Raw genomic sequence first — 12,192 nt, 5'->3', positions numbered from 1 at the left:
TCGGAGCTGCGCCGGGTCAGTGCGGTGCGGGTAGCTGGACGTCTATCCGCAGGCCGCCGTACTCGGCGGGTCGGGCGTCGATGAGTCCTTCGTGCGCCTGGGTTATCGAGCGGGCGATGGCGAGGCCGAGCCCCGCCCCGCCGCCGTGGTTCGTCCGGTCCCGGGCCAGCCGCCGGAACGGCTCGAAGAGACCGGCGACCGCCTCGGCCGGCACCACCTGGCCGGTGTTGACCACCGTCAGCGCCGGTGTCGCGCCGACCGCGACGGTGAGCGTGCCGCCGGGCCGGTTGTACTTGATGGCGTTCTCCACCAGGTTGGTCACCAGGCGGTCCAGCAGCACCCGTTCACCCAGCACCACCCGCGGGGCCAGGTGGGTCTCCACCGTCAAGCCGGCCGCCGTCACCCGGTCCTGGTGCGCGGCGAGCACGGTGGTGACGATCTCGTCGAGGCGCTGGGGCGTACGGGAGCGCAGCCCCTGGTCGCTCTCGCTGAGCGTGAGCAGCCCCTCGATGAGCCGCTCGTTGCGCTCGTTGGTCTCCAGCAGTTGGGCGGTCAGCAGCTGGAGCTGCTCGCCGGTGAGCGACTGGGCCATGCTGACCTCGATCAGCGTCCGCTGCACCGCGAGCGGCGTACGCAGTTCGTGCGAGGCGTTCGCGGCGAACCGCCGCTGCCCCTCGTATCCGGCGGAGATGCGCTCCATCATCTCGTCGATGGCACGGGAGAGCCCGGCCAGCTCGTCGCGGCCCCGCGGGCGGATCCGGTGACCGAGGTTCTGCGGGCCCACCTGCGCGACAGGGCCGGCGAGGTCCCGCACCGGACGCAGGCACCACACCGCGGCGCCCCAGATGGCGGTCCCCGTGGCCACGAGCAGGACGAACATCGCCAGCGGGAGCAGGAGGGCGTCGAGTCGGCGCGCCGGCTCGCACAGCACCCCCGACCCGGGCAGCGACAGGTCGCAGAACTGCACGCCGCGGTACCAGACCAGGCTCAGCACCAACTTCGTCAGGCCGGTCAGGGCGTACCCGACGAGCAGGGCGAGCACGCCGACCAGCAGGACGCGGCGGCGCGGGTTCACTCCGGCCCGCCGAGCCGGTAGCCGGCCTTCGGCACGGTGTGGATCACGGCCGGTTGGCCGAGCTTCTTGCGCAGGGTCATCACGGTGACCCGCACCGCGTTGGTGAACGGGTCGGCGAACTCGTCCCATGCCTGCTCCAGCAGGTCCTCCGCGCTGACCACCTGGCCGTCCGCGCGCATCAGCACGTGCAGCACGGCGAACTCCTTCGGGCTCAGGTTGAGCGGCTGACCGTCCCGGGTGACCGCGTGCCGGGCCACGTCCAGCAGCACACCGTGCTGCTCGAGCACCGGCGGCACCGCCGGGGCGGACCGCCGGCCGAGCGCCTGTACCCGGGCGACCAGTTCGGCGAAGGCGAAGGGCTTGGTCAGGTAGTCGTCGGCGCCCAGCCCGAGGCCTTCCACCCGGTCCCGGATGCCGGCCGCCGCGGTGAGCAGGAGCACCCGGGTGCCGGCGTCCGACCCGGCGAGGCTCCGGCACACCTCGTCACCGGTGTGACCGGGCATGTCCCGGTCCAGCACGGCCACGTCGTACCGGTTGACCCCGATCCGCTCCAGCGCACCGTCGCCGTCGTAGCAGACGTCGACCGCCATCGAGAGGCGACGCAGCCCCTCGGCGACGGTGTCCGCCAACAACCGCTCGTCGTCCGCCACCAGCACCCGCACGCTTCCGCTCCCCGTGGTTCCCTCGTCGTCCGGCACACCGTCTCAAGCAGGAGTTAAGGGTTCTGTAAGCACCCGCCGCAGCCATCCTCCACGCCGCCGGTGCGGGGACAAATGCGGGCAAGCCAGAGCGGTACGCCGACGCACGTGCCGCGCCCTCTGGGGCGTTCATCCGTGCCGACGCGGAGCAGCCGAGGGCCGGCAGTGAGCTACGTCACGACAGGTCAGCGGGGGCGGCGGATCCCGAGGGTGCTCTGTGCGGGCAGCAGCCCGGACGCCACCACGGCCCCGGTGAGCGGCGCGACCAGCTGGGCGAAGCGCCCGCTCGCCGGGCCCAGCGCCCGCCACGGCGCGACGGCCAGTTCGTCCGTCCGCCGCTCCACCTCGTCGCGGAGCCGGTGGCCGGCGTCGGTCGCCACGCCCGCGCCGTCGACCAGGCCGCGGGTGGCGAGCCGGTCCCGCGCGGCCGCCCACTCCGGCGCGGACCACCGCCGGCTGGCGAAGACCTCCTCCGGCGCGGCGCCGACGGCGGCGAAGGAGACCAGCGCCTCGACAGGGTCGAGCCCGGCGGTGAGCAGCGCGGCGACGTGTCCGTCGCCCCGGTGTTCCCGCAGGATCGTGGCGGCCTGCCAGAGCGCCAGGTGCGGGGCGTCCGGCCAGGGCAGGTCGGCGTTGGCCGCCGCCAACGGCCGACCGGCGAGATCTGCGGCCCGCGCAGCCCGGCAGGCCAGCGCCGCGGCCTCGGCCAGCTCCGGCGAGTCGACCCGGTCGCCGAGCACCGCGCGCAACGCGCGGTCCATCCCGGACAGCCGGGCGGCGAGAACCTTGTCCGGGTCGGCGGTCGCCCAGACCGCCGGGACGTACTCGGCAACCATGCTCGGACTGAAGCTGTAGTAGGTGGCGGTGACCAGGTTCGGGCCGGCCGCGCCGAGCGGGGCGGAGCGGAATGCGAAGTAGCCGGGCCAACGCTCGTCGGTGGCCAGGCCGAGCGCGGCGGCCTCCTGGGCCACCTCGGGTGCGTAGTAGAGCAGCGCATGCACCGGCTCGATCAACTGCCACAGCTGCCGCACCATTGCGAACTCCATCGTCCCGACCTCCCCGAACACCCAATCTTGTCGTCGTCAAGTTATCGCCGCGAGAGCTATCTTGTCAATGGCTAGATTTCGATCGACCGCCCCGTGCTTGGCGATCGAGGGTGAGCTGGGTCACCATGGGCGGGAGGAGGTCGCCCATGGCCGACCCGTGGCTCGCCCTGGAATTCGGCGTCGATCCGGTGGAGCGGATCGCGCAGGTCGGCGCCGCGCACGAGGCCTTCCTCGCCGGCGGCCCGGAGGCTGCCCGCCGCACCGACCGGCGACTGCGGGACGTGGTCGCCAACTCGTGGCGCCGCTCGGCGGGGGCGCTGCTCGACCCGGAGACCACCCCGCCGATCGACCTGACAGACGACATGCTGGAGAGCTACCGAGCCGCCCACCCACTGGCCCGGGTGCTGCCGCTCTTCCGCGACCTGCTCGGCGGCATCGCGCAGGACGGCGCCCACCTGATGGCGGTCTGCGACGCGTACGGGCGGCTGCTCTGGGTGGAGGGGCACCCTGGGGTGCTCCGGCACGCGGAGCGGATGAACTTCGTGCCCGGCGCCCGGTGGGACGAGGCGCACGCCGGCACCAACGCCCCCGGCACCGCCCTGGCGGTCGACCACAGCGTGCAGATCTTCGCCACCGAACACTTCAGCCGGCCGGTGCAGCGCTGGACCTGCGCCGCCGCGCCGATTCACGACCCGGGCACCGGCCGGCTGCTCGGCGCGGTCGACATCACCGGCGGCGACCACCTGGCCAACCCGCAGAGCCTGGCCCTGGTGCGCGCCACCGCCCGGGCCGCCGAGGCGCAGCTCGTCGCCGACCCGGTCGAGCCGGGCGTGCTCACCGTCGCCGCGCTCGGCCGGGACGAGGCGGAGCTGCGCGTCGACGGGCGGCGGATCCGGCTCGGCCGCCGGCACAGCGAGCTGCTGGCGCTGCTGATCGACCACCCCGAGGGGCGCACCGGCGAGCAGCTCGGCCTCGACCTGTACGGCGACGACCGGCTGCACCCGGTGACCCTGCGCGCCGAGCTGTCCCGGCTGCGCCGGGTGCTCGGCCCGGAGCTGCTCGACTCCCGCCCGTACCGGCTGCGGGCAAGGGTGCGCGCCGACTTCCGTACCGTCGTCGAACTGCTCGACCGGGGCGACCCGGCGGGCGCGCTCGAGGCGTACCCCGGCGCTCTGCTGCCCGGGTCGGACGCACCGGGCGTGACGCGCCTGCGCCGGTTGATCGACGGCCAGCTCCGCGCGGCCGTGCTGGCCGCCGCGGACCCGGCGCTGCTCACGGCCTGGACCGCGACGCCCACCGGCGCCGACGACCTGGCAGCCTGGCAGGCGCTGGCCCGGGCGCTGCCGCCGGGCGCGCCGCGCCGGCCCCTCGCGGTGGCTCGCATCCAACAGCTCGCCGGGGAGTACGACCTACCGCGCGCAACGTGGCTGCAACGTCGGCGAAACTAACGTCGCCGCCGTCACCGCACCTTGACGGCGGAGGTAACCATGACGCGCTATGACGCGCCCACCCACTGGCAGTCCCGCTACGACCACTTCATCGGCGGCGAGTACGTCAAGCCGCACGGCGGACGGTACTTCGAGAACCCCACCCCGGTCACCGGGCAGACCTTCTGCGAGGTGGCCCGGGGCACCGTCGACGACGTCGAGAAGGCGCTCGACGCCGCGCACGGCGCCGCCGACGCGTGGGGCCGCACCTCGGTCGCCGAACGGTCGCTGATCCTCAACCGGATCGCCGACCGGATGCAGGAGAACCTGGAGTCCCTGGCAGTCGCCGAGACCTGGGAGAACGGCAAGCCGGTACGCGAGACGCTGGCCGCCGACATCCCGCTCGCCATCGACCACTTCCGCTACTTCGCCGGGGCGATCCGGGCTCAGGAGGGCTCCCTCGGCGAGTTGGACGACGACACCGTCGCCTACCACTTCCACGAACCGCTCGGCGTGGTCGGGCAGATCATCCCGTGGAACTTCCCGCTGCTCATGGCGACCTGGAAGCTGGCCCCGGCCCTCGCGGCCGGCAACGCCGTGGTGCTCAAGCCGGCCGAGCAGACCCCCGCGTCCATCCACTACTGGCTGTCGCTCGTGGCCGACCTGCTGCCGCCCGGCGTGGTCAACGTGGTCAACGGCTTCGGCGTCGAGGCGGGCAAGCCGCTGGCCTCCTCGCCGCGGGTGGCCAAGGTGGCGTTCACCGGCGAGACCACCACCGGGCGGCTGATCATGCAGTACGCCAGCGAGAACATCAAGCCGGTGACCCTGGAGCTGGGCGGCAAGAGCCCCAACCTCTTCTTCGACGACGTCAGCGCTGCTTCCGACGACTTCCTGGACAAGGCGCTCGAAGGATTCGCCATGTTCGCGCTCAACCAGGGTGAGGTGTGCACCTGCCCGTCCCGGGCGCTGATCCAGCAGGGCCACTACTCGGACTTCCTGGCGGCGGCCGTGTCCCGCACCGCGGCGATCAAGCAGGGGCACCCGCTGGACACCGACACGATGATCGGCGCGCAGGCGTCGAACGACCAGCTGGAGAAGATCCTGTCCTACCTGGACATCGGCCGGCAGGAGGGCGCGAAGGTACTGACCGGAGGATCACGGGCGGACCTGGGTGGCGACCTGTCGGGCGGCTACTACGTTGAACCAACCATCTTCGAGGGCGACAACTCGATGCGGATCTTCCAGGAGGAGATCTTCGGCCCGGTGGTCTCGGTGACCTCCTTCGCTGACCTCGACGACGCCGTGAAGATCGCCAACGACACGCTCTACGGGCTCGGCGCGGGCGTCTGGACCCGGGACATGAACACCGCCTACCGCGCGGGGCGGGCGATCCAGGCCGGCCGGGTCTGGACCAACTGCTACCACGCCTACCCGGCGCACGCCGCGTTCGGCGGGTACAAGCAGTCCGGCATCGGCCGGGAGAACCACAAGATGATGCTGGAGCACTACCAGCAGACGAAGAACCTGCTGGTCAGCTACTCCCCCAAGAAGCTCGGCTTCTTCTGATGGCTGATCCGGTGGGCGTGACGCCGGCCGCGGCCGTGCTGCTCCGGTCACTGCGGGAGCAGCACGGGCCGCTGATGTTCCACCAGTCCGGCGGCTGCTGCGACGGCAGCGCCCCGATGTGCTACCCGGCCGGCGAGTTCCGCACCGGCGGCTCGGACGTGCTGCTCGCGTCGCTGCGCATCGACGGCGTACCGGAGCCGGTCGAGTTCTGGATGTCGACGAGCCAGTGGGAGCTGTGGAAACACACCCGCCTCACCGTCGACGTCGTACCCGGCCGAGGCAGCGGCTTCTCCCTCGAAGCCCCCGAAGGCGTGCGATTCCTGATCCGCTCCCACCTGGCGGCCTGACCCCCACCCAACCCCGCCGCGCCCCGGCGATCTTGCAGTTGTGGTGCCTGTTTGCTCGCGGTTCGCGCGTTTTGTGAGGCACCACAACTGCAAGATCGACCGGGCAGGGGCGGGGTCAGGGTGGAGGAGCGGGGTGATGGTGGCGAGGATCTGTTGCGGGCGTTGATAGAGGTCGATGTCGGTGAAGTAGCGCATCCGCCAACCGTTGGCCGCGAGCCAGTTCATTCGTGACCGGTCACGCCGGAGACGGTCGCGATCGAGGTGGGTCCTGCCGTCGTACTCGACGCCGACGCGGCGTTTCCGGTAGCCGAGATCAAGCCGGTAGAGCGGGATGCCGTTCCTGTCCCGCACCCACAACTGGGGCTCAGGTGCGGGCAGACCGCCATCGATCAGCAGAAGCCGCAACTGACTCTCCTGCCGACACTCCGAGCGCGGGTCGGCGAGCCGGACCAGTTGCCTTGCCTGGCATACGCCGCGCAACCGGGCATGGCGCGTTGCCTCAATCAGAAGCTCCTCCGGCCGGCACGCGCCCACCCGCAGACACAGGTCCAGCAACGGCATCGCATCCATCCGGCGCGCCGTCCGGGCAAGGTCGACGGCACATCGGGCAGCCGGTGCGCAGGGCACTCCGGCCAGCTGCACGGGATCCCGAACCGGCAGCACAGCCTCGTGGGCGACGATGCCTCTGATCCTCGGTACGACCACACCTGCGGGCACGATCACGTGGACGTCTCCGCGGGCAGCCCCGAAGCCGTGCAGTTGAGCGCCGGTGGAGAACCCGACGACGGCACCTTCGGGAAGCCGCCGGAAGAGCGCCGGCAGGCGGCGGATCGGATCGTCAGCCGGCCCGTAGACCCCTCTCGAAAGCCGACCCAGCTGCCCAGCCTCGAGACGTTGTCGCACCTGCTCCCGGGTAACGCCCGATCTCAGCAGATCCGAGTAGCGGTACAGCTCTGACATGCCCCGGCACGCTGCAGCACTCCAGCACTCCACTCGACCCCGAGCAGGCGCCCTGTGGACAACCCACCCTCCTGTGGAAACTTCCCGCCCCGGCCCCCGCCGTGCTAGCTCCCACACCCACCCCTGCGTCACGATCCGATCGGCCACCGGAGACCGAGCCGATCGCGGCGGAGCCAGGACTACCGCAGGATCAGGGCGGCCAGGCCGCCGGCGAGCAGCAGCAGGGGTACGGCGGAGAGCGTGCCGGCCGCGAGGGCGGAGCGCAGACGGGTCGCCGTCAGCCGGAGCAGGACGAGGCTGACCAGCATCGCCACGAAGAGCGCCGGCGTCACGGTGTAGAGGCCGAAGAGCAGCCAGCCGTCCCGCTCCGAGGTGCACTCGTCGCCGCAGCCAGCCGGTACGGCCCCGGAGAGCAGGGCGGCCCCGCCGAAGCCGGCCGCGATGAGCACGGCGTACCAGCCGAGCGTGACCAGGACGGCCGCCCGCGCGTCGGGGCGGCGGGGTGGCGACTGCTCGGCGGTGGTCTGGCCCATCGCCCGATTATCGCCCCGCAGAGCGGCGATTGGGTACCGGCGTGGTCAGCGGCCGTCGAGCAGGGGCTGGCGGGGATCCCAGGGTGGGCCGCCGGCGGCGTCGCGGCGGCGGCGGGCGATCGCCGACAGCGCCTCCAGCACCACCCGATTGCCCAGGTACGCGGTGATGTCGGCATGGTCGTACGGCGGGGCGACCTCGACCACGTCCACTCCGACCACGGGCAGTTCGTAGCAGCAGCGGCGGACCGCGTCGAGCAGTTGGCGGGAGGTGAGCCCGCCCGGCTCGGGTGTCCCGGTGCCCGGCGCCATGCCCGGGTCGACCACGTCCACGTCGACGGAGAGGAACACCCCCTCGCACTCGTCCGTGGCGATGGCGAAGGCCTCCGACAGGCAGTCGTCGAGACCCCGGGCCACCAGTTCGGTCATCTCGTACGAGCGCATCCGCTGCTCCGCCATCCAGGACAGCGTGTCGGGGCCGGGCCAGTAGCCGCGCAGTCCGATCTGGAGGAACCGGTCGCCGCGCACCGCCCCGGATTCGATCAGCCGGCGCATCGGCTGGCCGTGCCCGTGCAGGCTGCCGAACTCGATGTCGCCGGTGTCGGCGTGCGCGTCGAAGTGCACCAGCGACACCCGGCCCAGCCCGTGCTGCCGGGCCACCCCGGTGGCGTCCGGCAGGGCGATGGAGTGGTCGCCGCCGAGCACGATCGGGATCGCGCCCGACGAGGCGACCGCGTGCACCGCGGCTTCGAGGGCGCCCAGCGACCGCTCGATGTCGCCGGCGAACATCTCCACGTCGCCGGCGTCGTACACCCGCAGGTCCTGCAGGCCGTCGACGCGCAGCGCCAGCGAGGGGCGGGAACCGTCGTGCGGCAGGTAGCAGGCCTGCCGGATGGCCGACGGCCCGAACCGGGTACCCGGCCGGTGCGAGGTGCCCCCGTCGAACGGCGCCCCGACGATCACCACGTCCGCGTCGGCGAACGACGCCGGCTCGGACAGGTCACACGCGGGCACCCCGAGGAAGGTCAGGTCGGGCCCGTACATCGCTCCGTAGCGACTCATCGCTCCTGCATCCCCCAGGGTGAGCCGTATCCGGTGAGAAGGTCCAGGAAGGGTCGTGGCGGCAGCGCCTCCGGGCCGAGCACGCCGGTCCCGGCCCAGTCGCCGCCGGCGAGCAGCTCCAGCGCCACCACCGGGTTGACCGCGGTCTGCCAGACCACCGCCTGGTGTCCGTACTCCTTCATCGACCACTCGTTGTCGACCACGTGGTAGAGGTAGACCCGCCGGGGGCGGCCGTCGACGCCGGTGCCGGTGACGTAGGTGCCGGCGCAGGTCTTGCCGCGCATCCTCTCGCCCAGGGTGGCCGGGTCGGGCAGGCAGGCGGCCACCACGTCCCGGGGCGACACCGCGGCGCCGCCGACCCGGACCGGTGCGGTCGAGTCCAGTCCCAGCTTGTGCAGCGTCTTGAGCACCTCGATGAACTCGTCGCCGAGGCCGTACTTGAAGGTGACCCGCTTCGCGTCGACCCAGCGCGGAATGAGCAGCACCTCCTCGTGCTCCACGTTGACGCACTCGACCGGGCCGATCCCCTCGGGAAACTCGAAGACCTCAGGCTCGGAGAAGGGCGCCGTGGTGTACCAGCCGCGGTCGGCCTCCCAGACCACCGGCGGGTTCAGGCATTCCTCGATGGTCGTCCAGATGGAGAAGGACGGGGCGAAGTCGTAGCCGTCGACGGTGAGGTTCGCGCCGTCGCGTACCCCGATCTCGTCGATCTCGGCGAAGAGCTCCTCGGCGGCGTAGCGGGCGAAGACGTCGGAGAGCCCGGGCTCGACGCCGATGCCGCAGAGCGCCAGCCGGCCGGCCGTGGCCCACTCATCGGCGCGCGCGAACTGCTCGTCGCCGAGCTTCACGCCGGTCTCCGCGTGCGGGTGGGTGGGGTGCGGGCGGGACAGCGACATCGCCATGTCCAGGTAGTCGGCCCCGGCCGCGAAGGCACCCTCGAAGATCGGCAGCACGAAGCGCGGATCGACGGCGTTGAGCACGTGGGTGATCCGGTGCTCCCGGCAGAGCGCGGCGACGGCCTCCGCCGACGAGGCGTCCACCGGGGCGGCGACGAACCGGCCGTCGTGTTCGGCGATGGCCCGGCTCGCCCGGCCCAGGTCGTAGTCGGCGACCACCATCGTTTCGAAGAAGGAGCGGCGGGCGGCGATGGATACGGCGGCGGAGCCGACGCCACCGGCGCCGACGAGCAGGATGCGCATCAGGAATCGAACCCCAAACCAAGACGATCGAGCGTACGGAGCCAGAGGTTGCGCCGCCCCTCGCGCTCGTCGGCGCGGGCGAGCGACCAGCGGGTGAGGTTGATGCCGGCCGCGCGGAACGGCTCCGGCGGGAACGGCAGTGGCGCGCTGCGCACCAGGTCGAGCCGGGTCAGCGGGGTGTCCCCGCCGGCGAGCAGGTCGAGCATCACCCGGGCGCCGAACCGGGTGGCCCCGACGCCGAGGCCGGTGTAGCCGGCCGCGTACGCCAGCCGCCCGTCGTAGGCGGTGCCGAAGAACGGGCAGAACCGGGTGCAGGTGTCGATCACCCCGCCCCACCGGTGACTGAACTGGAGACCGTCCAGCTGCGGGAACGTGGTGAAGAAGTGGTCGGCGAGCGCGTTGAAGGTGTCCCAGCGCTGCTCCAGGGCCGGGGTCGTCCGGTTGCCGTAGTGGTAGACGGCGTCGTACCCGCCGAAGAGGATCCGTCCGTCGGTGGTGATGCGGTAGTAGTGGAACTGGTTGCCGGTGTCCGCGAGACCCTGGCGATTCGCCCAGCCGATCGACTTCCGCTCGTCGTCGCCGAGCGGCTCGGTCATCAGCGCGTAGTCGTAGACCGGCACCAGCCAGGAGCGCAGCCGGCGCAGCAACGGCGGGAACGCGTTCGTGGCGAGCACGACCTGCCGGGCGCGGACATGGCCGGGTGCGGCGTCCCGGCCACCGACGGTGTTGGCCCCTAGCGCGGCCCCGTCGCGGCGCAGCCCGGTCACCCGGGTGTGCTCGGCGATCCGCACCCCGAGGCTCAGGCAGGCCCGGCGCAGCCCCCAGGCGAGCTTCGCCGGGTCGAGCATGGCCACCCGGTTGCGGTCCCACATCCCGCCGAGGTACGTCGGCGAGTCGACCTCGGCGCGTACCTCGTCGGCGTCGAGCAGCCAAACGTCGTGGCCGTACCGGCGGGCCAGCTCAGCCTCCTCGGCGAGCCCGTCGAGCTGGTACGGCTCGACGGCGACCGCGAGTTCGCCGGTGCGCTCGAAGTCGCAGTCGATGCCGAACTCGGCGACGGTCGCGGCGATGGCGTCGAGGTTCTCCCGGCCGAGCCGTTCCAGCTCGTCGATCTCGCCGGGGAACCGCTCGGCCCCGTTGGCCAGCCCGTGGGTGAGGGAGGCGGCGCAGAACCCGCCGTTGCGTCCGGACGCCGCCCAGCCGCAGCTGCCCGCGTCGACCAGGAGCACGTCCCGGCCTGGGTCGTCCCGCTTGGCCAGCAGCGCGGTCCAGAGCCCGCTGTAACCGCCGCCGACGACGAGCAGATCGGCGGCATGCGTGCCGTGCAGCGGCGGGAGCGGGTCGGGCCGTTCCGGGCGGTCCAGCCAGTACGGCACGGGCGCCGCGTCGGCCAGCGCCCGGCCGATGCCGGGGCGGGTCATGACGGGCGCCGGGCGGTTCCGCCCACCGGGCTGACCGGCAGGGCGGCCCGGCGGGTCCGCCGGCCGCGCAGCGTACTGGCCAGCACCAGCAGCAGCGCGATCACGAACATCGCCGTGCCGATGACGTTGACCTGCGGCGGGATGCCCCGCTGGGCGGCACCCCAGACGTACATCGGGAACGTGACGGTGGTGCCGGCGTTGAAGTTCGTGATGATGAAGTCGTCGAAGCTCAACGAGAAGGCGAGCAGCGCGGCGGCCACGATGCCGGGCAGCACCAGCGGCAGGGTGATCCGCCGGAAGGTCTGCCACTCGTTGGCGTAGAGGTCCATCGCGGCCTCCTCCAGCCGGGAGTCCATCCCGGCCAGCCGCGCCTTGACGGTGACCACCACGAACGAGACGCAGAACATCACGTGCGCGATGACGATGGTCCAGAAGCCCTGCGGCACCCCGGCGGAGACGAAGAGGGCGAGCAGCGAGGTGCCCATCACCAGCTCCGGGGTGGCCATCGGCAGGAAGATCAGCACGTTGATCCCGGCCCGGCCACGGAAGCGGTGCCGGACCAGCGCGAACGCCATCAGCGTGCCGAGCAGCGTGGCGACCACGGTGGCGATGAAGCCGATCTGCACGCTGCGCAGCACCGCGTCGCACATGTCGGAGGTGGCACACGGGTTGCGCCAGTTGTCGAGGGTGAACTCGTTGAAGTCGTAGGAGAGCCGGCTGGACGGGCGGTTGAACGACAGCCCGGCCACCACCACGATCGGCAGCGACAGGTAGCCGAGCACCAGCAGCGCCAGGCCCATCACCCACCGATCAGCCAGCCATCGGGAGAACCTCACAGGGCCCCCCTTTCGTTCGCGACTG

Annotated in this window: 11 protein-coding genes and 1 pseudogene; 3 read left to right on the top strand and 9 right to left on the bottom strand. The window is 72.2% G+C overall.

The genetic code is table 11. From position 1 onward, the window contains the following. Positions 1-16: 16 nt before the first annotated feature. From AB0C04_RS05850 to AB0C04_RS05840, 3 genes are all read right to left on the bottom strand, one after another. Positions 17-1,075, bottom strand: coding sequence for a HAMP domain-containing sensor histidine kinase (locus AB0C04_RS05850; protein WP_357048825.1), 1,059 nt, complete (start codon positions 1,073-1,075; stop codon positions 17-19). Then, positions 1,072-1,737, bottom strand: coding sequence for a response regulator transcription factor (locus AB0C04_RS05845; RefSeq protein WP_357048821.1), 666 nt, complete (start codon positions 1,735-1,737; stop codon positions 1,072-1,074). The genes AB0C04_RS05850 and AB0C04_RS05845 overlap by 4 nt, the downstream gene beginning before the upstream one ends. 221 nt (positions 1,738-1,958) lie before the next feature. Further along, positions 1,959-2,819: a hypothetical protein gene (locus tag AB0C04_RS05840; RefSeq protein WP_357048818.1), complete on the bottom strand. Its 861-nt coding sequence runs from the start codon at positions 2,817-2,819 to the stop codon at positions 1,959-1,961. Positions 2,820-2,965: 146 nt separating this feature from the next. Between AB0C04_RS05840 and AB0C04_RS05835 the strand changes: the two genes are divergently transcribed. Genes AB0C04_RS05835 through AB0C04_RS05825 form a run of 3 tightly spaced genes read left to right on the top strand, consistent with a single transcriptional unit; the run spans position 2,966 to position 6,159 of the window. Then, positions 2,966-4,267, top strand: a complete 1,302-nt coding sequence (locus AB0C04_RS05835) for a GAF domain-containing protein (RefSeq protein WP_357048815.1) — start codon at positions 2,966-2,968, stop codon at positions 4,265-4,267. Between the two features lie 39 nt (positions 4,268-4,306). Then, a complete protein-coding gene (adh, locus tag AB0C04_RS05830) occupies positions 4,307-5,812 on the top strand; it encodes an aldehyde dehydrogenase (protein ID WP_357048812.1) in 1,506 nt (501 codons plus the stop codon). Further along, the gene (locus tag AB0C04_RS05825; protein ID WP_357048809.1) at positions 5,812-6,159 is read left to right on the top strand and encodes a DUF779 domain-containing protein; all 348 of its coding nucleotides are present in this window, start codon (positions 5,812-5,814) and stop codon (positions 6,157-6,159) included. Before adh ends, AB0C04_RS05825 begins: the two co-directional genes overlap by 1 nt. Positions 6,160-6,351: 192 nt before the next feature. Here the strand turns inward: AB0C04_RS05825 and AB0C04_RS05820 are convergent. From AB0C04_RS05820 to AB0C04_RS05795, 6 genes and pseudogenes are all read right to left on the bottom strand, one after another. Then, positions 6,352-6,720: pseudogene (locus AB0C04_RS05820) on the bottom strand (hypothetical protein); the annotation flags it as partial. A 578-nt stretch (positions 6,721-7,298) separates the two neighbouring features. Beyond that, positions 7,299-7,652, bottom strand: coding sequence for a hypothetical protein (locus AB0C04_RS05815; protein ID WP_357048806.1), 354 nt, complete (start codon positions 7,650-7,652; stop codon positions 7,299-7,301). A gap of 45 nt (positions 7,653-7,697) precedes the next feature. Continuing rightward, complete coding sequence (speB, locus tag AB0C04_RS05810; RefSeq protein WP_357048803.1) at positions 7,698-8,711, bottom strand: agmatinase; 1,014 nt, start codon at positions 8,709-8,711, stop codon at positions 7,698-7,700. After that, a complete protein-coding gene (locus tag AB0C04_RS05805; RefSeq protein WP_357048801.1) occupies positions 8,708-9,910 on the bottom strand; it encodes a saccharopine dehydrogenase C-terminal domain-containing protein in 1,203 nt (400 codons plus the stop codon). Before AB0C04_RS05805 ends, speB begins: the two co-directional genes overlap by 4 nt. Further along, a complete protein-coding gene (locus tag AB0C04_RS05800) occupies positions 9,910-11,331 on the bottom strand; it encodes an FAD-dependent oxidoreductase (RefSeq protein ID WP_357048797.1) in 1,422 nt (473 codons plus the stop codon). Before AB0C04_RS05800 ends, AB0C04_RS05805 begins: the two co-directional genes overlap by 1 nt. Then, complete coding sequence (locus tag AB0C04_RS05795; protein ID WP_357048794.1) at positions 11,328-12,167, bottom strand: ABC transporter permease; 840 nt, start codon at positions 12,165-12,167, stop codon at positions 11,328-11,330. Before AB0C04_RS05795 ends, AB0C04_RS05800 begins: the two co-directional genes overlap by 4 nt. Positions 12,168-12,192: the final 25 nt, after the last annotated feature.

This window comes from Micromonospora sp. NPDC048909, from assembly GCF_040649635.1.
GTDB lineage: Bacteria > Actinomycetota > Actinomycetes > Mycobacteriales > Micromonosporaceae > Micromonospora.
Note: the sequence above shows the minus strand (reverse complement) of the source record. Positions and strands in the feature narration are given on the sequence as shown.

What these genes read in the sequence shown, in the direction of transcription:
- AB0C04_RS05840 (WP_357048818.1), bottom strand. Translation starts at nt 2,819, where the DNA reads ATGGAGTTCGCAATGGTGCGGCAGCTGTGGCAGTTGATCGAGCCGGTG.
- AB0C04_RS05835 (WP_357048815.1), top strand. Translation starts at nt 2,966, where the DNA reads ATGGCCGACCCGTGGCTCGCCCTGGAATTCGGCGTCGATCCGGTGGAG.
- adh (WP_357048812.1), top strand. Translation starts at nt 4,307, where the DNA reads ATGACGCGCTATGACGCGCCCACCCACTGGCAGTCCCGCTACGACCAC.
- AB0C04_RS05825 (WP_357048809.1), top strand. Translation starts at nt 5,812, where the DNA reads ATGGCTGATCCGGTGGGCGTGACGCCGGCCGCGGCCGTGCTGCTCCGG.
- AB0C04_RS05815 (WP_357048806.1), bottom strand. Translation starts at nt 7,652, where the DNA reads ATGGGCCAGACCACCGCCGAGCAGTCGCCACCCCGCCGCCCCGACGCG.
- speB (WP_357048803.1), bottom strand. Translation starts at nt 8,711, where the DNA reads ATGAGTCGCTACGGAGCGATGTACGGGCCCGACCTGACCTTCCTCGGG.
- AB0C04_RS05805 (WP_357048801.1), bottom strand. Translation starts at nt 9,910, where the DNA reads ATGCGCATCCTGCTCGTCGGCGCCGGTGGCGTCGGCTCCGCCGCCGTA.
- AB0C04_RS05800 (WP_357048797.1), bottom strand. Translation starts at nt 11,331, where the DNA reads ATGACCCGCCCCGGCATCGGCCGGGCGCTGGCCGACGCGGCGCCCGTG.